The sequence below is a fragment of the Alteribacter keqinensis genome (assembly GCF_003710255.1).
GTDB classification, from domain to species: Bacteria; Bacillota; Bacilli; order Bacillales; family Salisediminibacteriaceae; genus Alteribacter; species Alteribacter keqinensis.
In genome coordinates, this window is sequence record NZ_RHIB01000001.1 from 1,967,245 (window position 1) to 1,985,391 (window position 18,147).

Genomic DNA, 18,147 nt, shown 5'->3' on the forward strand with positions numbered 1-18,147 from the left:
GCAACAGATTTTGTGTGTGAAAATGTGTAATATACATGAATCCTCCGTACCCTTTAGTGCTGGCAACGGTATTTTCTTTGATATTAAAAAGATCCTTCGATTTAACTTCCCTCTGGCATGCTGCACTTCTTTTTGCAGAATAAATTGGGTTTTTGATAGAATTAATTACTTTTTTGACAGAATAAAGTACCTTATCGATAGAATTAAACTGGTTTTTGATAAAATACCTTCTCCGCAACTTGGATTTTTCTAGCCAACTCTATTGGCAGAAATCCATTAATCAAATACCCGCCCCGGGCCAAAATGTGCCTAATTCTGAACAGAAAAAAAGACAGCCAGAATGACTGTCCCTCAAACCTATGCTACAAAATATCCGAAATAAATAACCACGATCGTTAAAATGGCAAACTGTACCCAGAAAATCATCTTCTGAGAACCGTGAAGCGTTCCTTTTTTCGTACCTGTCGTAACCTTCTCCATTGTAAAGATCAGCAGAACAGCCAGTATACCTTTTACCGCTGTCGCCCAGTAAAAGTTCATGATAAGCAGTGTCGCGCCGGTAACCAGGACGAATACGTAGAACAAACGCAGCGTCATCTGAACAATTTTTGCCCCTTTTGGACGGTTTGATTTGAACAGCATCATTGTTACTGCAAACAAAATCAGCATCACAAACCATGCCAGGGTGTGAGTATGTATCATTCCATCGTACACAAGTCATAACCTCCTCAAACAAAATATCATGCTTTATGTAGTATATCGTTTTCTATGTTCCAGGTAAAGAAGATGAGTATGTATTCAAGAGATTGTCAAATTGATCAAAGCAAAAGACCAGCTTCTCTTCTGCTGGCCTCACTCTCACATTTCTATGAAGGCACGGACTCTTTCACTACGTTCATCATATACCCAATATTCCTTACTGTTTTAACATACGTTGGATTTCTCCTGTGAGGCTCGATCTTGTTTCTTATCCGGCTGATAAACACATCAATAATCCGCTCATCAAGTTCAACCTCATCGCCTGAAAGCTCCTGCATCAGTTTCTCCCGGGACAGCGCTCTGCCTTTATTTTTGGATAAATAGTACAACAATTCAAACTCTTTTCTCGTTAAATCAACCGGACGATCATTCTTGTAAACAAGAAAATGGTCCGGGTCGATGGTCAATTCACCATTTTTAATGATTCGGGAATGCTCGGAAGACCCATGATTCTGGTCTTCTTGACTACAGCACTTTGAACCCCGCCGGATCGTAGATTTTACTCTTGCTACGAGTTCTTTTAACCTGAGAGGCTTGGTCATGTAGTCGTCTGCTCCCAGTTCAAGTCCGAGTACGGCATCCAGTTCTTCTTTTTTTTCAGATATCAGAATGATAGGTGTCCAGTCATTTTTAACAAACCGCAGCTCTCTGCAAATATCGAGACCACTGTAACCCCGGAGATCAAGCTCTGTAACGATGGCGTCAGGCTGGATAATGGAAGCCTGCCTGAGCCCTTCGTGTCCGTTTTTTGAAACATATGTTTCAAACCCTGACTTGGAAAAATAACTCTCGATCATGTCAATCGTTGGTTGATCCTGCTCAATAATTAACACCGAATGAGCCACAAAAACCCTCCTCCACAACTGCACTTCTTCCCAGTCCCTAAAATCAGTTCAAATCGAACCGCTGACCGTTTACCTCGTAGATAATCCACTCTGCAATGTTCGTGCAGTAATCAGCAATACGTTCAATGTAGCGAGAGATAAATGCCATCTGAGTGATCTGCTGAATGTCCTGATTCTCTGCAACCGCAACATTAAAAATAGACTTTACAAACTGACCGTATTCCTTGTCCACATCATCATCAAGAGAAGCAATCTGCTGTGCTTCAAGTACATCTCTGTTACGGTATGCTTTCAGCACTTCTTTCATCATATATTGAGCTTTAGAAGCAAGGTTCATCAGAGCTTCTTCATGCTTTGTAACGGAATCCGTTTTAGTCATTCGTTTCGCTGCTTTTGCCATATCCACAGCAAGGTCACCCATTCTTTCCAAGTCACTGGATACTTTTAAAGCAACAATGATCTGGCGAAGGTCAGAAGCTACAGGCTGCTGTTTAGCGATCATTAACGTTGCTCTCTCATTTATATCAAGTTCCAGCTCATTAATATGCCGGTCCTGGAGTATGATATCCTTCATCTTTGTTTCATCATTGTCCTTAATGGCTGACATCATTTCTGTAAAGGAACGTTCAACCATGGCCCCCTGGAGCATAATTTCTTTTTTTAATTCTAGCAGCTGTGATTCAAAATTCACTCTTACTGACATTATTCTGACTCCCCTTTCGTTTATCCGAACCGGCCTGTAATATAATCTTCTGTTCTTTTGTCAGAAGGATTTGAAAAAATACGGTCTGTTTCATCATACTCAACCACTTCTCCATTAAGGAAGAAAGCCGTTTTGTCGGAAATTCGTGCAGCCTGCTGCATGTTGTGGGTGACAATGACAATCGAATAGTTTTGTTTTAATTCTTTGATCAATTCTTCAATTTTCATTGTGGACTTTGGATCCAGTGCAGAAGTAGGTTCGTCCATTAAGATCACATCCGGTTCAATCGCCAGACATCTGGCAATACAGATCCGCTGCTGCTGACCGCCTGACAGACCGTATGCATTTTCACCAAGACGATCCTTAACTTCCTCCCAGATAGCAGCTCCACGCAAGCTTTTCTCAACAATCTGCTTTAACATCTTTTTATCTCTGATTCCGTGAACACGGGGTCCATAAGCAACGTTGTCGAAAATGGACTTTGGAAACGGATTTGGTTTTTGAAAAACCATCCCTACCCGTGTACGAAGCTCTTCCACCCGGTAAGAGCGGTCAAAAATGTTTTTATCACGGTACATTACTTCTCCTGTGACTTTGACACCGGCAACCATCTCCACCATTCGGTTAAGGGTTTTAATGTAGGTTGATTTTCCACATCCGGAAGGGCCGATGATTGCTGTTACTTCGTTTTCACGGATTGGCAGATGAATATCTTTCAGTGCTTGCGTGTTGCCGTAGTAAAGATTTAAACCTTTCGTATTGTAAACAAGCTTTTTATTTTCTTTTTTATCAGGTTTATTAATTTCACCTAATTTAATTTCTTGTTTTTTGCTGGCTGATGATGTTAAAGACATGTTACATCCTCCTCAGTTTAGAATCGTTTTTGGAACTTGTTACGAATCAGGATCGCAACTGAATTTAACAGGAACAAGACGACAAGCAACACGACAATCGTAGCAGCTGCCAGGTTTGCATATTCTGCAGTCATTACAGAATCAAGAGTCCAATAATAGATTTGCATTGGAAGAGCAGTAAAGTTATCTGTAATACCTGTCGGAACAGGGATGAGTAATGCCGGGATTCCAATAACAACAAGTGGGGCTGTTTCCCCAATCGCTCTGGATAATGCAAGGATGACACCAGTTAAGATACCGGGTATAGCCGTTGGCAGAACCACATTCTTTATCGTCTGCCACTTGGTAGCCCCCATCCCAAACGAAGCTTCTCTTAAGTAACCCGGAACAGAGCGGATGGCTTCCTGGGCGGCAACAACAACGATAGGTAATACAAGAAGCGACATGGTCAGTCCCCCGGCAATGACACTTGCACCGAAACCAAACATACGGACAAATATCGTTAATCCTAAAATACCGAATACGATCGATGGGACACCGGCAAGGTTGGCAATGTTTGTTTGAATGAAAGAATGCAATTTCCCCCGCTTTGCATACTCTTCAAGGTAAATGGCAGTTCCTACGCCTAAAATCATCGTCACAGGGCCGACAATGAGCATGAGCCATAACGTACCCATGATGGCACCTCTGATCCCTGCTCTGTCTGCACTTGTAGATAACAGGTTAGTCAGGAAGTCCATTGAAAGCCAACCCATACTGTCGACAGCTACCCGGTACAGAAGAATAGCCAGAACGACCAGACCGAACAATGTTGATCCAAGAAATAAAACTTTCACTAATTTATTTAAGAAAATGCGTTTATCCATTCTTTTTTTCACTGAATTCAAGTCAATATATTCCATTGCTTAGTAAACCTCCCTGAACCGTTTGCTTATATATCTTGCGAGGAGATTCATCGTTAATGTAAACAGGAATAACGTCATCGCTACAGCATAGAGACTGTAATAAATCGTTGTCCCGGCAGCTGCATCTCCACTTGTTACCTCGACAATATAAGCGGTCATGGTTTGCATGGATTGAGTAACGTCAAAGGTGAAATTTTTAGAGCTTCCACTTGCGATCGTTACAATCATTGTTTCTCCTATCGCTCTGGAGATCCCTAAAACAAATGAGGCTATGATTCCTGAAATTGCAGCAGGGATAACAACACGAAATGTTACTTCAAGTTGCGTTGCACCTAACGCCATTGCGCCTTCCCTCATTGAATTGGGAACGGAGTTCATTGCATCTTCTGATAGTGATGCAACGAGAGGAATAATCATAATTCCCATTACGATCCCCGGACTCAATGCGTTTGTGGCTGAAAGCCCTGGAATAATTTCTCTTAATACAGGGGTGACAAACGTAAATGCAAAGAAACCATATACAATTGTTGGTATCCCTGCTAAAACTTCAATCATCGGTTTTAAGATTTTGCGGGCACTTTTTGACGCATACTCACTTAAATAAACAGCTGTAGTCAGCCCTATAGGAATAGCTACAAACATAGCAATGATCGTCGTGAGCATTGTACCCATGATCAAAGGCAAAATACTGTACTGTGGTTCTACCGGACTGAGGGGTCTTAGCACCGTTCCTGTAAAGAACTCTCTTACGGGAACTTCCCTGAAAAATAAAACTGTCTCAAAAATCAATGTGAAAACAATACCTATTGTTGTTAAAACAGAAATAAATGCGGCAGCAAACAATAAGATCGGAACGACTTTTTCGATGAGTGTCGTACTACTTACAGACTGTTTGTTGCGATGAATCATATCTTTTACACTGCCTGATTTCAACATTTGTTACTTCCCCTTTCAATCAAAATGCTGCTCTTGATTGTTAATCCCTTGTTATCTTTTTTACATGATTGAAGATGAGAAGCGCTCTCGCCCCCCACCTTCATCACATTTATAATTTCATTAACTAATCGATTGCTTGAATTTGCTCCAACTGCTCTTGCAGTTCTTCGTCTGGAAGTGGAGCGAATCCAGTTTCTCCGGCAAAGTCATTGGCAACCTGCATAATGTACTCTGCAAATGCCTTAACTTCAGGCTTTTCCTGTGTGGAGTTGATGCTTAGGTTAGTAAATACAGGACGAGTAAATGGAGCATAGTCGCCATCTTCTGCAATCGTGTCTAGAGAAGGTTCTACCGGACCATCACCAAAGTCAATTGACACTGCGTTAAGCTTATCAGTGTTGTTTGCGTAGTAACCGAATCCAAAGAATCCAATACCGTTTTCGTCTTCAGAAATTAAGTTAACAAGAGTAGAGTATTCCTGTTGAAGATTGATTGTATCTACAAGGTCCTGCTCTTCAATAATTTCCTGTACGAAGAATTCGTTTGTACCGTGGTTTTCGTTCGGTCCATAGAAATTGATTTCCTCATCCGGCCACTCATCACGGATATCAGACCACATAACAACATCGTCATCTGCAAAGTTGCCTGTTACGAACATTTCTTTTACTTCTTCTTCTGTTAAATCAGTCGCCCAGTCATTCTCAGGGTGAGTCACGATTGTCAAACCATCTAAAGCTACTTTAAACTCCTGGGATTCAATTCCGTTGGCTTCCAGTTCTTCAATTTCAGTATCTCTGATTTCACGTGAAGCGTTTGAAAGATCCGTTTCACCGTTCACGAAACGCTGCATACCCGCGCTTGTTCCAGCACGGCTCACTTCTACGCTCACTCCTTGTTGTTCATTTACCATAAACTCTTCGGCAATACGTGCCATTAGAGGATAAACAGTACCTGACCCGTCAATTGCTACTGACCCTGAAAGATCTTCGTTTGCTTCTTCTGTTGTTTCATCGGATGAACCGTTAGAGTCTGCAGCGGCATCTCCTGTATTCCCTTCTTCTTCCCCGCCACCACAAGCTGCTGCTACTACCATAAATCCTGCTGCTAATACTGATAAGCCAAACTTTTTCACTGTCAATTTCCTCCTCGTATCGAGTAAATTCTCTTATTTCTGTGATTAACTCTCTTACAATTGCTAGTATAAAAGACGAATATTAAGGAGAAATAAACCCTGTGTAAAGCAATTGTGAAGGTATTGTAAATTTCAAAAAAAGAAGAGAGGGAAGGAAGGGGGTCTGTCCCCGCACAATTTTGTGTAAAATTGCGGTACAGGGAGGATTTCATAAAATTGATAGGGGACTGTTGATAATCTTCATCGCTTCCCGGTGTTCATATTGTGTTCATATATTTTTGTCAGATTTTGCAGTGTTTTTTCTGAACATCATTTGAGACAAATAGAAAAAGGCTGTGCAGGAAGGTAAAACCTCACCTTCTCACACAGCCTTCTTCTAAAAACCGCTAATTCTATAATAATTACGTCATTTACAATTTAAATACTTTCCCCCCGGCAGCAAGCTCAACCTCTCCGCCGAACTCCCCCCGGGCTTCCTTAACCAAGTCTTCATAATTTCCAAAGTGCGGCAGGTGAGTCAACACCAGATGCCCCACACCTGCTTTTCGGGCCATCCGCCCGGCTTCCACGCTGTTCATGTGACCAAAGGGCTTTGAGTCCTGATCTGCGTAAAAACTCGTTTCCGCAATCAGGAGATCCGCTCCTTTGCTGAACTGAACAAGTTCATCGAGATATGTAGTGTCCGCGGTGTAAACAGCTGACCGCCCCGCCGCTTCCACACGTATGGCAAAGCACGGTACCGGATGATCTGTACGGCAAAACGTAAATTTCATCTCGCCAAACTGAAGCGACTCGCCTTCACTGTAAGGCAAGCCTTCCACCGCCGGCTCCTTCGTCAATGACTGAAACGCCGCTTTGTCTTCCTGATGTCCGTACATTAAAAGGCTGTCACTCGTCCGTTCAAGCGCTTTATCCACAATCCTTGCGTACTGAATCACTCCCAAATCCGCAATGTGATCCGCGTGATAATGACTGAACACCACTGCATCCACGTCCTTCAGCTCCGTGTATCTCTGGAGCTGTGACACGGCCCCGCTTCCGCAGTCGATCACTACTTTCATTCCATTATGCTCCACTAGATAACACGATGTGGCTTCTTCTTGTTCCGGATAGGCTCCCCAAAACCCGACAACTGTAATTTTCACGATCAATCAGCCTCCTTTTTTAAACGCACTTGCAACGTCCTTCGTTTCGCTCCTTAATAATCCAGGAACCGCTCCCGCTCTTCAGCCGTCGGAACACGGCACGCCGCCCTTTTCCCAAACCACTTTATCCGGTTTCGGGCAATAATGTTGTAAACCCCGTCCCGCAAAGGATATGGAATCAGGATAAACACCCACAATAAATTCCACGGCCGCCTAAGCTCCCGGACGATTCGAAGCGCCGCCCCTGATTTCATGTGGGAGCTCCCATCCTCTTCTACAAGGATCATACTGTCTGTCCCCAGGGGAATACCCGACTTCTCCACAAGCCGCTTTCCTTCTTCACTCTGAAGGGACGCAAATGAAAACACCTTATCCGGGTCACGCTTTATGATAAACTGCACGCTCCCATCACAAAAATTGCACTCACCGTCAAACAGTACGACCTTTCCCACTCCGATCACCCCTGTCACAGTCTGTATTCTCAGTGTATCACAACGTGAGAAAGGCTAACCTGTTTAAATGGATGAGAAAGCTGTTTAAACGGCGGAGTAACCTGTTTAAATCGGTGCCGAATCTGTTCAAACGATCGGGGAACCTGTTTAAGTGGCGCGTGAGGCTGCCCGCAAACCTCAAAAAACCGCCCCTCCCACCTAACTTGATTAAACCACCCTCTAACTTGATTAAACCCACCGCTAACTCGACTAAACGCCGCTCCCCCACTGCTCCCCCTCCTCCAAAACACAAAAAAACCCCGACACCACCTAAGCGGCATCGAGGGCTTTCTTCATGTATTGACTTACGCTTCTTGAACCTCAGGGTATACGCTCACTTGTTTGCGATCGCGACCTACACGCTCAAATTTAACAACGCCGTCAACTTTTGCGAACAACGTGTCGTCTCCGCCTCGGCCCACGTTTACACCAGGGTAAATGCGAGTTCCGCGTTGACGTACAAGGATAGATCCACCAGTAACAGACTGACCGTCTCCACGTTTAGTACCTAAACGCTTAGAGATTGAGTCACGACCGTTTTTCGTACTACCTACCCCTTTTTTCTGTGCGAAAAATTGAAGATCCAGTTTCAAAAACATAACTTTCACCTCCTGTTTACTTGGATATACTCCCCGTATTGTTCCACCAGCATGGAAAACGATACGAAGAGCCCTTCTAAGAGCAATTGTACTTTCTCATGCGTATCAACCCCGAGGTCACCCGGAACCTGACAGCGGAGAAAACCACCCTCACTTCCCATCTCTACAGGAAGCTCGAGTTCACAAAGCTCAGCAATGGCATTGATCGTCCCAAACGACAAAGCAGACGCTGCAGCACACACAAGGTCATGACCATGGGGGCCGGAATCAGCATGTCCCTTCATCGTAAACGACGAAATATGCTTATTTTCATTTCGCTCAACCGTAACTCTGATCATAAGAGCCCCCGATTAAACGGTAATAGAATCGATCGTTACTTTCGTGTAAGGCTGACGATGACCCTGCTTACGACGATAGTTTTTACGCTTCTTCATTTTGTAAACGATTGTCTTCTTGCCGCGGCCGTGTTTCTCAACCTTAGCAGAAACAGAAGCACCCTCTACCAATGGAGAACCAACTTTCGTCTCGTCACCACCAACTAGGATTACCCGGTCAAACGTTACAGTTTCACCTTCAGCAATATCAAGCTTTTCAACGAAAACCTCTTGGCCTTCAGTTACTTTCACTTGTTTACCACCAGTTTCAATAATTGCGTACATATCATGCGCACCTCCTTAATTACTCAGACTCGCCATTGCAGGTGCTTTCTATCCCTCAGCCGAGGGGCAGTTCGCTTAAAAACCTGCTCTGTGCGGTTGCAGTTCTTTGGGTGCAACCAAACAACTAACAAGAAATATCATATCACAACGGCAAAATCAGTGTCAATCACCAGTTTGCCGATTCCAAAAACCCTTCGCATCCTCCAACTCACCGGCAAAACGAACCGAGTAACCCAAACCCTCTGTCTGGGTAAAGAAAACACGCACTCCCGTCTTCTCCTCAAGAGAATGTCTGTGACGACCCGTATCCAGATACTCCCCCAGTTCCTTTCCTGCGCTGATGACAACCGCCTCTGTATCCTGCATCTCAAGAAGCTCACGCTCAAGAGCAAAGTACAGGCTCTGTGCCGATCTCACGAGGCCTTTCCCTTCACAAACCGTACATGACTCCGTAAGCCGTTCCGCCACCGTCGACCTCGCTTTTTTCCGGGTCATCTCCACAAGCCCGAGCTTTGTAAACCCAATCACAGTCGTTCTTGTCCGGTCCTCTCTGAGAGCATCATTCAAGGTCTTTAATACCAGCTCCTGGCTCTTTTCGTCCTCCATATCAATAAAGTCCACAATAATAATTCCGCCGAGATCCCGGAGACGCAACTGTTCAGCCACAGCCACCGCCGCCCCACAGTTCGCTTTAACCACCGTATCCTCAAGGGACGTCTTTCCGGTAAACTTCCCCGTATTCACATCAATGACGGTCATTGCTTCTGTTTCTTCTATTATTAAAGAGCCGCCGTTTTTCAGCCACACCTGCTTACTGAACACATGCTCAAGCTTTTTTTCCAGATCGAAGACCGTAAAAATGCCTCCACGCTCTTTATGCAAACGTACCTCTGCCTGTTCAAAGGGATTCATCCTCAGCCAGCGGGTCAAAAAGGTGTAGTCTTTCGGATGGTCGATCGTAATTTTCGTATTCGGCCGGTGGGCATAGTTTCTTGCCACCTGCAAAATCATCGATCCCCCCTCAAACACAAGTGCCGGGGCTCCTTTCTCCTTCGAATCCACAAGGCTGTCCCTGAACATCTCCCGGAGCACATCGAGCTCCTGCCTTACCTGATCCATACTCAGTTCTTTTGCAACGGTCCGGATAATGATCCCCTCCGGAGCCTCTACCGTCTCCTGCCCGAACGTACGCCACTCTTTTCTCAGCTCATCTTCCCCAAGGCGCTTTGATACAGCCACGTAATCAGAGTAGGGAAGGTAAACAATGGACTGCCCCGGAAGCTGGATAAATTCCGAGAGCTTCGGCCCTTTCGTACTCATCTCTTCTTTCGCAACCTGGACAAGCACTTCCTGGCCCTGTTTCACACACGAGGCAATCGGCTTTTTCCCACCGTCTGTCGCCCTCACGTCTTTACTATGTAAGTAGCCGTCTTTTCCAATTCCGAGATCCACAAACGCCGCTTCCATTCCCGGAAGCACCTTTGTAACTCTCCCTTTATATATATCGCCTACTCTCGCCGTTCCGGCCGGGAGCTCCACGAGCCACTCCACGACTTTGCCGTTTTCAAGAATGGCGCCTCGCTTTTCATCTGTAATTGTATTTAATATGATTTCAAGCACTGTCTGTCGCTCCGTTTCCTGTCTGATTACCGTTATTATACATGATCAGACGATTTGCCGCTTTTTAGACCTTTTACCCTCTGCTTTATTTAAAGAATAGTTTCAAACATTCTTTTATACTCAAAGTCCATTGCACTGCAGGCGGACTCTTTCCGCGGGAGTCGCCGCCTTCCGCTTCATTCCTCATATTTATGAAAAATACTTGATATAGGATTTTTAATATCCCCTGTTTACAGAAGATGAAGAAGCCGGCTAAATCCATCTCCCTTAAAACGTCTAAAACCAGGGTGCAGCTGGAGCACCAAAGGCTTTAAGGCATTATTCTGTGAAGACCAAATTTGCCTTTTCAAGAACGGTTAGTTGCTAATTAGGTTGCTGAAATCTCGTATCTGCACATCCTCTCAAAATAAGAAGCTCCCCTTCGTCGATCAAAAGACCGCGTCTATGGGGAGCATTCTTTTTTTCTGATTAAAAAAAGCTTCAAGGATTTTTTCTTCCTCAACTGCTTTTCCAGTATCGTGGAGGACAATCATGTGCTGACAGTTTCGTCTCAATTTTTTAATCACATCAGCGACCTTCTCGTCCCCATTCACAAACAAAGGCCTCATCCGGCTCACGAGTTTTGCCTTTTTCTCAAAACGCTCGATGAGAAAACGCATGAAAATAAAATGCCGCTGTCTCCATTCAAGATAATGATGAACAGCGAGGAAGCTGAGGACGACGATTAAATTCAGATGGAAGGGAAGAATGCTCAAAGCAACACACCAGAACAGCGTTAAAAACACGAGAGAAGAATAAAACGATGTGTAGAGTGCTTTCCGGTATGGAAGGAACGCAGTCTGAAGAACAAACAGTAATTTGCCTCCGTCCAATGGCTTAATCGGCAGAAGGTTAAAGGCCAGAATTGTCAGGTTGTGAAACAGAAAAATGGCATGATCCGAAGCACTCCACCATTGAAACTGTAGGCAGATAAAGCTCAGGGCAATGAGCCAGAGGTGCTGCAGGGGTCCGGCGATAATCACAAGCGCTTCTTCTTTCACCGGCCTGTTTCCGTACTCCTCTGTTTCTGCCACACCACCAAAAGGAAGGAGTTCAATCTTAGTCAGGCGCCAGCCAAACCGTTTCGCCGTCCATCCATGTCCCATCTCATGAATAAACACGATCAAAAACATCATGATGACTTCCTTAAAATAACCGGTAATGACCCCGGAGCCTAGAATGACCCAGAAGAGCGGGTGAACTTTAACGATCTTCAAAAGATCCATCAAGGTGCGATCACATCAATCGGATCAACGAAACTTTCCCCTTCTTTTAATGCAAAGTAATACACACCAACCGAATCGTCATCACGAGCCGGTGATACGTACCCGACCAGATCACCTGCTTCCACATGGTCATAGAGATTTACCTGGATATTGTCGAGCATGCCGTACCACGATTCTCCCCCGTCGTAATGACGGATCACCACTGTTTTTCCCCACTCTTTTGCTTCGTCTTCACCTACAAAGCTGATCACGCCACCCCGGACCGCTTCAACAGACTCATTAATATTCGTCTCCACATAAATGCCCCGTCCGTTCTGCTCAAAGGACTCGGCGATGGTCCCGTTAGCAGGTAACGCGTATGCCAGTTCCATGTCTTCCCCCTCAGGTGCCGGTGCTACTTCCATGCTTGGGGGCAGGAGAGCAAGGGGACGGCCGAACTGATTCTCATACCAGTCAGACACCGCAGCAAATTCGAAGTCCTGATTAAAGGATTGATGAACAAACTGACGGGCGGTATCAAACTGCCCTGCCGGAAGACTGAAAAGGATTGCAACAAGAAGGAACAGGCACACACTCGAGAGTACCTGAAACATGATGGTCTCCTTTTTAAAGAAAGGTTCAGACTGCTCCTTATCCCTTGCACCGGGGCGGTAAAAGTCCGTTTCTTCCCTGGCCTCGTCATGGCTCGTCTGAATCCATGGCGGATAGGAAGACCGGTCCCGTCTCCGCTCCCCTTCCCGTGCTCTGCCGGGCTGCCGGCGCTTACGCTTTGCTTCCATCATTCTTTTTATTTTCTCCGCCCGATTTTTCATTCTCTTTCCCCCATCCTCTGCATACCATTGAGACTTATTAATACACTATATGACTTGTCCGGAGGGAATATGCGGAGCCTGTCACCCAGCATTGTGAGTGGTTAAATTACACGATTTTTCACGCCCTGACGCCTTGTTCACCTGCTATAATAAGCTAAACCAGAAAACAGGGGGGCAAAAGCATATGAACCTGATCGTCGAAAGCTTTGCAGGTCTTCTCTCAGTGGCAGCCGTCTCCATTTTTTCTTTTCAGTCCGTCGAATTTTCCCAGGCAGCACTGGAGCTCATTGCCCAGTATAAAAAGAATTAAAAGGACCTCACCGGCGCGGGCCGGTGAGGTTTTTTAGGGGATAAAATGGATGCAAAATTTTAAGAACCGGTGATTGCATATTTAAAACCGATAATCATACAGTTAAAACCACTTAAAAAATATTAAGCCGTTAATCACACACTTACTTAAAACCGATAAACCTTCGCCCTACTTCTCTATAACAAACACACCGCCGCAGTAGGAATGCTTGTGGAACGTCACCCGGCATACTCCCCTTAACGCTTCTTCCAGCTCATCAGCCACAAAGTAAAACTCATTCCCGTCCCAGTGATGAAGATTCTCCTCCCGGCATGTGTTCAGATGCTCCCGCGTTTCAAATGCCACGTCCCCGATGAAAATTTTGCCGCCTTCTTTTAACAGCGGCAGCAGCTCCCTCACCATCCTTACCTTCTCCTCGTCACTCAAATGGTGAAGGGCGTATGTACTCACAACGGCGTCAAACTTTTCTTCCTTCACTTCCGTAGGCAGTCCTTTTGCAAAATCCCACTCAATCAAGGTCGCATCAGGCATTTTCCCCCTGGCTATGGCTATCATTTCACTGGAAAAATCAATCCCCGTAACCCGATGGCCGTCTTCATAGAGGCTTGTGGTCAGTACACCTGTCCCAAAGCCGATATCCAAAACCTCTGCTTGGTCTTTTTTCATCACTTCACTGTAAATTCCGTTGATGTTCTTCTTATACCCTGCAAAGGGATACTCGTTCTTTTCTTCAATAACCATCACGTCCTGATCATAGGCTTTTGCCCACAAATCGAATCCCTGTTTATTTAACACCTGTTCATTTCTCCTTTACTAAACCCGGCTGTACACCTTCTCCAGTGGATTTTCGTCTACATTTACGAGCAGGTCTCCTTCGTAATAATACCGGTATGTATGTTTATTTTCCCCATCAAGCATCTGTGGCAGGAAATACATAAAATCAGCAAGGCCCGTGTTTTCTTTATCAATAAGCCACTCTCTCGTTTTCCAGTCCAGAATCCCTTCTTCTCTTTTTACCGGTGTTGGATACGATGTCTGTTCCGGAATTTCAGCAATATACACATACATGCCTCCATAATCTGCACCGTCTATCACCCACGTTACATTTCCTTTATGGTCGATGTCAGTAAGCACCAGCCCCGTCTCTTCTTTTACTTCTCTAAGCACCCCTTGAAGAGGTGTTTCCCCGGGTTCAATTTTCCCACCGACACCGTTCCACCTGCCCATCCATGATCCTTTTTCCCGGTTGAGCAAAAGAATTTCGTTTCCCCTTTTAATAAAACAAATCGTAAAATTCAGCATCATCCGGCCTCCTAAAGATTCCACTCAAACCATTGGCCGTGCCCTTCCGTGCGGCCAATGGTGTTTTTCTCCTCAATCCCGTCTATTATTGAATCCACATGCAGCAAACCATCCCACATGTTGTTGTACACATGGAAAACATCACGCCAACCGCTGATTAAGTGGATGTTTTTCTCCAACTGTTCTTTAACATTGACAGGCATCTGATTAGCCACGTGGGTATGAAAAACAACGAGGGTCGAATCTCTCTCGGTTTTTTCCGCCAGTTCGGGCAACAGACTGACTCCGTCTCCTTCAATGAGCTGAACAGGATCTTTTTTCATCACCCGTGCGGCTTCTTCAAACAGGACGCGTCGTTCTTCGTGCTCGGGCCAGATGAGTGCCTTCAGCCACATGCGATCTTCCTCTTTTCTTACGTCATTCACGTAAAGATCCACCCCTACTCTTGAAACAACAGGCGGGCTCTCGGGCAAAAGAACAGGCTTCCCTTTAAACTCGGAGCGAATCCGGACAGAAGAATCCGCCTTCCCATATGTATAACCGTCCCCATATTCATACGAGTAACGATCCCAATGGAGCTGCAGACCTGCACTCGTCCCGATTTCAATCAAAGAGAGAGGCTTGGCCGTCTGTTGAAAAATCGAGCAAAACACCGGATAAAGATACGCACATCGTCTGATCTCATTTGTTTGTACACGCTTTGTTTTTAACAGACGCGAAATCTCTGATTTGTTCTCGATGCAGAATTCTTTAAATCTCTTAAAATCCGCCCCCAGGATCCCATCCTCTTTTTCTTTAAGGAGCAGATATTGAACAGCACCAAAAAACAGATTCGGAACCGGCTGTCCCTCCCCGGCGTTCGAAGCCAGGTCAAGGAGCTGCCGGTCTTTCGCAACCTCTTTACTCCATTTTTCGTAAAGCGGACTTGATCCTTTACACTCTTTTTCAGCAAAACGTACAAAACGTCCCGAGAGATCCACAGGAACTCCTCCCCACATAATTAACAGAATGATTTATTTATGTAAATAAAATCCATTAACGATAAGTTTACTGATAATTTTCTTTCAAAACCCTATTGTACTAACCTCTGTAACTAGGTAGGATATAAAACAAATATTCAGAAAAATCATTCACTTCAGGTAGCTTTCTTTATATTTCCATAGCAGCCGGCTGTACAGCTTCTTATCAAGCAGTTCGAAAATGAAGAGCGCTTTTTGGTAACATTCTCTAATTTCGTCCTCATCCGAGCCGAGTCTCTCAAAGCACTGACCGCGGTAGTAATAGAATTGGCCCAGAAGAGACATATTTTCCTTTTCCAGTGACTTCTTAATACCGTCCTCAATCGTCGCGAGTGACTCTTCTGAAGCACCCATGTCATAGAGAGTTTTAGATTTATTGTACATAACCCTGATTGTGAAAATATCGGGAGTCAGAACAGACGTAACCGCTGATGACCGGTCTTCATTCTTAAGGATTTTGTCATAGTAATACAGGCTTTCCTTATACTGCCCGTTCGTTGCCAGCAGGTAGGCAATCGAGTTAAGAATCCGGTTCCGCAGATTACCTTTTGACTGAACAGGTGTTTTCTTCTCATCGTGTAGGTCTTTGAGCAGCTGAATGGTTTTTTCTATTGAAACACGTTTTGTCTGATAGGCACTTAAGTGAAAATGCCACGTGAGATAGCTTGTCATCCAGTAGCAGTTAATGGATTCGTCCAATTTTCCCTTGAGCAGCCCATACATCTGTTCAAACTTCTGCTCGCCGGACAAATGTTCAACATGGGCTATGAGATCCTCATTTTCATCCATATCGTCTTCAAGCATGAGCTGGATAAAGTAGTCGATTGGTACATGAAGTTTAGCTGACAGGTTATACAGCGTATCAACTCCCGGAAAAATCTGTCCCCGCTCGATTTGAGAAATGGCTGACTGGCTGCAGATCCCTTCAGCAAGCTGTTTTTGTGAAAGAAAGTGCTGCTTGCGGAGCTTTACGATTTCTTCGCCTAACTTTTGGTTATTCATACCGTTTCACCTTACTATACTCTTTTTTACCAGTTTACCAGATCTTTGAAAGGAGGGTTGCCACATGTGGAAAAAACTCGTTGTCATTGCATTCATCGCAGGCTTTATCAGTGCAGGAACATTGAGCGTAACTGATGCTCAGGCTGGAATCAATACGCTGCCTCAGGACCTGCCATATGAAAGTTAAACAGCTTTATAACCACAAAACATACAGATAAGGGAGAGGATCAATTTGAAAAAATTATTCACAGTATGGCTGGCATTGGTGTTACTTGCCATCCCGGTACAGGTTGGGGCATTTGCAGATGGCGGAAGTAATGCAAGCCAGGATTATTTAGTCCAGTTTGACGGACCGGCAAGCAAAGGGTTAATTAAAGCATTCGGAGTAGATGAGAGTGACATCCTTCATACATACGACCACCTGCCTGTCGTCCATGTAAACCTTACAGACAACCAGGCCCGCGGACTGGCTAATCACCCGCAGATCTCGGCTGTCGAAGAAAATGCTGAAGTGCAGGCACTCGGTCAGACCGTACCTTGGGGGGTTCCCCATGTACAGGGAACGGCTGCTCAGGACGCAGGTTACACCGGAGCCGGGCTTAAAGTCGCTATCCTTGACACTGGTATTGACCGTAATCACGAAGACCTTGCTGCCAATGTAAAAGGCGGACACTCTGTGTTTACGGATTCAGCAAACAACGATCCTTTTTACGACGCTGACGGACACGGCACCCACGTAGCCGGAACAGTCGCTGCTGTCGATAACAATCTTGGTGTTGTCGGTGTTGCGACACAGGCTGAGCTTTATGCTGTAAAAGTACTCAACAACAACGGCAGCGGCTCCTATGCCGGTATCGCTCAAGGAATCGAATGGTCGATCAATAACGGAATGGATATCATCAATATGAGTTTAGGCGGATCCCAGAGTTCATCTATCCTTGAGCAGTTCTCCAACCTGGCTTACGAAGAAGGCCTTCTCGTTGTTGCAGCAGCCGGTAACAGCGGAAACCGCGGCGGCAACAATGACACTGTCGGCTACCCTGCGAAATACGATTCCGTAATCGCTGTCGCAGCTGTCGATCAGAACAACAACCGCGCGACATTCTCAAGTACAGGACCGGCTGTTGAAATTTCAGCTCCTGGTGTGAGTGTTTTGAGCACAACTCCCGGCAACAATTATGCTGCTTTCAACGGTACGTCAATGGCTTCCCCACACGTCGCAGGTGTTGCCGCACAAGTATGGCAGGCAAAGCCCGGACTGACTAATGTGGAGTTAAGAAACCTGTTAAACGACACAGCTGTAAACCTGGGAGGGTCTAACCAATACGGTCATGGCCTTGTCCAGTCTCTCGATGCCATCCAGCAATAATAACAGACAGGACCTGGCGCTTCGTGCACCAGGTTCTTCTTCTTTTTCACAGCTGCCGAGGAACAAATAAATCAGCAGTACAATCCCGGCAATCACTCCCGATAACGTCATGATTTTCCGCTGTTTTTCGCTCATCCTCAGTCACCTCTCTTGTATTTGTGAAGGCACTGAAAAAGTTCGGTCTTTACCTTTTACATTGCCTTCTTTGCAATGATGGGAACAGTTGCCTCTTTTAAAAGCCTGATACGAGGGGGTTTCTCGTAACAGGCGCGCAACCGGGTGGATCCATTGCCATTAAAATAAAGGCATTGAAAAAGGTGGGCCTTACTTTCTCAGTGGTCTCAGACGGTTCTTTTGCTTCCTGCGAAGCAGTGGAACCGTCTTCTCTTTTTCCGTCAATACTCCACCTGAACCCCCCAC

General features: G+C 45.2%; 22 protein-coding genes and 1 other annotated feature. Of the genes, 3 read left to right on the forward strand and 19 right to left on the reverse strand.

What is annotated here, in order from left to right:
- Positions 1 to 357: 357 nt before the first annotated feature.
- The 15 genes from EBO34_RS09615 to EBO34_RS09690 form a co-directional block, all read right to left on the reverse strand.
- Positions 358 to 714 carry a DUF1516 family protein gene (locus EBO34_RS09615; RefSeq protein ID WP_122897677.1) on the reverse strand — a complete coding sequence of 119 codons (357 nt, stop codon included), beginning with the start codon at positions 712 to 714 and terminating at the stop codon, positions 358 to 360.
- A gap of 152 nt (positions 715 to 866) precedes the next feature.
- On the reverse strand, positions 867 to 1,604 hold the full coding sequence (locus EBO34_RS09620) for a response regulator transcription factor (RefSeq protein ID WP_249414036.1): 738 nt from the start codon (positions 1,602 to 1,604) through the stop codon (positions 867 to 869).
- A gap of 43 nt (positions 1,605 to 1,647) precedes the next feature.
- Entirely contained in the window at positions 1,648 to 2,307 is a 660-nt protein-coding gene (gene phoU, locus EBO34_RS09625; RefSeq protein WP_122897680.1) for a phosphate signaling complex protein PhoU, read from the reverse strand.
- Between the two features lie 20 nt (positions 2,308 to 2,327).
- The gene (gene pstB / locus EBO34_RS09630) at positions 2,328 to 3,161 is read right to left on the reverse strand and encodes a phosphate ABC transporter ATP-binding protein PstB (RefSeq protein ID WP_122897682.1); all 834 of its coding nucleotides are present in this window, start codon (positions 3,159 to 3,161) and stop codon (positions 2,328 to 2,330) included.
- Between the two features lie 17 nt (positions 3,162 to 3,178).
- A complete protein-coding gene (gene pstA, locus EBO34_RS09635) occupies positions 3,179 to 4,063 on the reverse strand; it encodes a phosphate ABC transporter permease PstA (protein WP_122897684.1) in 885 nt (294 codons plus the stop codon).
- A gap of 3 nt (positions 4,064 to 4,066) precedes the next feature.
- The gene (gene pstC / locus EBO34_RS09640; RefSeq protein ID WP_429699432.1) at positions 4,067 to 4,975 is read right to left on the reverse strand and encodes a phosphate ABC transporter permease subunit PstC; all 909 of its coding nucleotides are present in this window, start codon (positions 4,973 to 4,975) and stop codon (positions 4,067 to 4,069) included.
- A gap of 151 nt (positions 4,976 to 5,126) precedes the next feature.
- A complete protein-coding gene (locus EBO34_RS09645; RefSeq protein ID WP_429699422.1) occupies positions 5,127 to 6,140 on the reverse strand; it encodes a PstS family phosphate ABC transporter substrate-binding protein in 1,014 nt (337 codons plus the stop codon).
- A gap of 404 nt (positions 6,141 to 6,544) precedes the next feature.
- Positions 6,545 to 7,279 (reverse strand): MBL fold metallo-hydrolase, encoded by a 735-nt coding sequence (locus EBO34_RS09650; protein ID WP_122897688.1) that lies wholly within the window; start codon positions 7,277 to 7,279, stop codon positions 6,545 to 6,547.
- Between the two features lie 53 nt (positions 7,280 to 7,332).
- On the reverse strand, positions 7,333 to 7,731 hold the full coding sequence (locus tag EBO34_RS09655) for a thiol-disulfide oxidoreductase DCC family protein (RefSeq protein WP_122897691.1): 399 nt from the start codon (positions 7,729 to 7,731) through the stop codon (positions 7,333 to 7,335).
- Positions 7,732 to 8,075: 344 nt separating this feature from the next.
- The gene (gene rpmA / locus EBO34_RS09665) at positions 8,076 to 8,369 is read right to left on the reverse strand and encodes a 50S ribosomal protein L27 (RefSeq protein WP_122897695.1); all 294 of its coding nucleotides are present in this window, start codon (positions 8,367 to 8,369) and stop codon (positions 8,076 to 8,078) included.
- Between the two features lie 5 nt (positions 8,370 to 8,374).
- The gene (locus EBO34_RS09670; RefSeq protein ID WP_122897697.1) at positions 8,375 to 8,707 is read right to left on the reverse strand and encodes a ribosomal-processing cysteine protease Prp; all 333 of its coding nucleotides are present in this window, start codon (positions 8,705 to 8,707) and stop codon (positions 8,375 to 8,377) included.
- A gap of 12 nt (positions 8,708 to 8,719) precedes the next feature.
- Positions 8,720 to 9,028: a 50S ribosomal protein L21 gene (rplU, locus tag EBO34_RS09675; RefSeq protein WP_122897699.1), complete on the reverse strand. Its 309-nt coding sequence runs from the start codon at positions 9,026 to 9,028 to the stop codon at positions 8,720 to 8,722.
- 15 nt (positions 9,029 to 9,043) lie between these two features.
- Positions 9,044 to 9,136 (reverse strand) — a sequence feature (ribosomal protein L21 leader region).
- Positions 9,137 to 9,190: 54 nt separating this feature from the next.
- Positions 9,191 to 10,648: an Rne/Rng family ribonuclease gene (locus EBO34_RS09680; RefSeq protein WP_183163795.1), complete on the reverse strand. Its 1,458-nt coding sequence runs from the start codon at positions 10,646 to 10,648 to the stop codon at positions 9,191 to 9,193.
- Positions 10,649 to 11,076: 428 nt separating this feature from the next.
- Positions 11,077 to 11,913 carry a M50 family metallopeptidase gene (locus tag EBO34_RS09685; protein ID WP_122898667.1) on the reverse strand — a complete coding sequence of 279 codons (837 nt, stop codon included), beginning with the start codon at positions 11,911 to 11,913 and terminating at the stop codon, positions 11,077 to 11,079.
- A complete protein-coding gene (locus EBO34_RS09690; RefSeq protein ID WP_122897703.1) occupies positions 11,913 to 12,725 on the reverse strand; it encodes a M23 family metallopeptidase in 813 nt (270 codons plus the stop codon). The genes EBO34_RS09685 and EBO34_RS09690 overlap by 1 nt, the downstream gene beginning before the upstream one ends.
- Positions 12,726 to 12,909: 184 nt before the next feature.
- Here EBO34_RS09690 and EBO34_RS21085 point away from each other — a divergent pair, with 184 nt between their 5' ends.
- The gene (locus tag EBO34_RS21085) at positions 12,910 to 13,035 is read left to right on the forward strand and encodes a hypothetical protein (protein ID WP_283234584.1); all 126 of its coding nucleotides are present in this window, start codon (positions 12,910 to 12,912) and stop codon (positions 13,033 to 13,035) included.
- A gap of 168 nt (positions 13,036 to 13,203) precedes the next feature.
- On the opposite strand, the gene EBO34_RS09695 is transcribed toward EBO34_RS21085, so the two are convergent.
- From EBO34_RS09695 to EBO34_RS09710, 4 genes are all read right to left on the reverse strand, one after another.
- Positions 13,204 to 13,830 carry a class I SAM-dependent methyltransferase gene (locus tag EBO34_RS09695; protein WP_249414038.1) on the reverse strand — a complete coding sequence of 209 codons (627 nt, stop codon included), beginning with the start codon at positions 13,828 to 13,830 and terminating at the stop codon, positions 13,204 to 13,206.
- Positions 13,831 to 13,848: 18 nt separating this feature from the next.
- Positions 13,849 to 14,337: an NUDIX hydrolase gene (locus tag EBO34_RS09700; RefSeq protein WP_122897705.1), complete on the reverse strand. Its 489-nt coding sequence runs from the start codon at positions 14,335 to 14,337 to the stop codon at positions 13,849 to 13,851.
- Positions 14,338 to 14,348: 11 nt separating this feature from the next.
- Positions 14,349 to 15,317: a DUF2332 domain-containing protein gene (locus EBO34_RS09705; protein ID WP_249414039.1), complete on the reverse strand. Its 969-nt coding sequence runs from the start codon at positions 15,315 to 15,317 to the stop codon at positions 14,349 to 14,351.
- A gap of 150 nt (positions 15,318 to 15,467) precedes the next feature.
- Positions 15,468 to 16,358 (reverse strand): helix-turn-helix domain-containing protein, encoded by an 891-nt coding sequence (locus EBO34_RS09710; RefSeq protein ID WP_122897709.1) that lies wholly within the window; start codon positions 16,356 to 16,358, stop codon positions 15,468 to 15,470.
- Positions 16,359 to 16,422: 64 nt separating this feature from the next.
- On the opposite strand from EBO34_RS09710, the gene EBO34_RS21090 reads away from it, so the two are divergent.
- The gene (locus tag EBO34_RS21090) at positions 16,423 to 16,545 is read left to right on the forward strand and encodes a hypothetical protein (RefSeq protein WP_283234585.1); all 123 of its coding nucleotides are present in this window, start codon (positions 16,423 to 16,425) and stop codon (positions 16,543 to 16,545) included.
- Between the two features lie 45 nt (positions 16,546 to 16,590).
- On the forward strand, positions 16,591 to 17,727 hold the full coding sequence (locus EBO34_RS09715) for a S8 family peptidase (RefSeq protein ID WP_122897711.1): 1,137 nt from the start codon (positions 16,591 to 16,593) through the stop codon (positions 17,725 to 17,727).
- Positions 17,728 to 18,147 lie beyond the last annotated feature (420 nt).